The following is a 1,374-nucleotide window of genomic DNA, read 5'->3' on the forward strand; positions in this document are numbered from 1 at the left end:
GAACCTGTCCGCATTTTTGTGGGCGAGGCGGTTGAACAACAGGTTATCCACGCGCCTGCGTGAATCGCTCGCCGAACAGGATAGCAAACTGGTTCATCGCTGATTTCCAGTCGAAGGCGGCCCGCACGGTCTTGGCCAGCACGTTGCGCAGCGCCAGCCAGAGCAGCTTGATCGCCGCCTCGTCATTGGGGAAGTGACCACGGGTCTTGATGATCTTGCGCAGTTGCATGTTCAGACTTTCAATGGCATTCGTTGTGTACACGACCCGTCGAATCTCCGGCGGAAACACGAAGAACGGTATGACGTGCTCCCAGGCGCGCTGCCACGATTGCACGATGGTCGGATATTTCTCGCCCCACGGGCCGTCGGCGAAGTCCTGTAACGCCTGCCTTGCCGCCTCTTCGCTAGCGGCTGCGTAGATCGGGCGCAGGGCTGTGGCGAGCGCCTTACGGTCCTTGTAGCTGGCGTACTCGAGGCTGTTGCGGATCAGATGCACGATGCAGGTCTGAACGGTTGTCCGCGGATAGGCTGCACTGATGGCCTCGGTCAGCCCCTTCAGGCCATCGACCACGGCGATCAGGATGTCCTGGCAGCCGCGCGTCTTGAGTTCGTTGAACACCTTGAGCCAGAACTTGGCGCCCTCGGTCTGCTCGATCCAGAGGCCCAGCACGTCGCGCTGGCCGTCGGCCTGGATGCCCAAGGCCAGATAGACGGCCTTGTTGCTGACCACGCCGTCGTCGCGGATCTTGACCCGCAGCGCATCGAAGAACACCACCGGGTACATTGGCTCGAGCGGGCGGTTCTGCCAGCTCAGCGCCTCGGCCATCACCTCGTCGGTGACCGAGCTGATGAAGTCGGGCGACACTTCGGTGCCGTAGTGCTCGGCCAGAAACCCTTGAATCTCGCGCACACTCATGCCGCGGGCGTACATCGCGATGATGCGTTCGTCGAAGCCGGTGAAGCGGCGCTCGTGCTTGGGAATCAGAATCGGCTCGAAGCTGCCGTCGCGATCGCGGGGGACTTCGACCCGAACCGGGCCACGATCGGTGATGACCGTCTTGCCGCTGGCGCCGTTGCGCTCGTTGGCTTGCCCGGTAGGCTTGGACTGGCCGGACGGGTAGCCCAAATGCAGATTCATCTCGGCGCCCATTGCGCGTTCGATGATCGCTTTGTTGAACGCCAGCATCAGATCCTGGACCTCGGTCGGCGTCATCGGCCCCTTGACCAGTTGGTCCAGCAGTTCCTTGGGCAACTCAGGCAGCGGCCCGCGGGCCGCTGCCTGACGCGCTACGGTTTGTCTTTTCTTCTTCATCGGCATATCCATGGCTTTTACACCTCATGATATGCCCCGCCCACAAAATGACGGATAGGTCC

Annotated in this window: 1 protein-coding gene; it reads right to left on the reverse strand. The window is 61.8% G+C overall.

Annotated elements, in window-relative coordinates; all coding sequences use genetic code 11:
• Positions 1–43: 43 nt before the first annotated feature.
• Positions 44–1,318, reverse strand: a complete 1,275-nt coding sequence (locus tag BDO18943_RS42425; protein ID WP_371295762.1) for an IS256 family transposase — start codon at positions 1,316–1,318, stop codon at positions 44–46.
• Positions 1,319–1,374: the final 56 nt, after the last annotated feature.

This window comes from Burkholderia aenigmatica (genome assembly GCF_902499175.1).
Classification (GTDB): Bacteria; Pseudomonadota; Gammaproteobacteria; order Burkholderiales; family Burkholderiaceae; genus Burkholderia; species Burkholderia aenigmatica.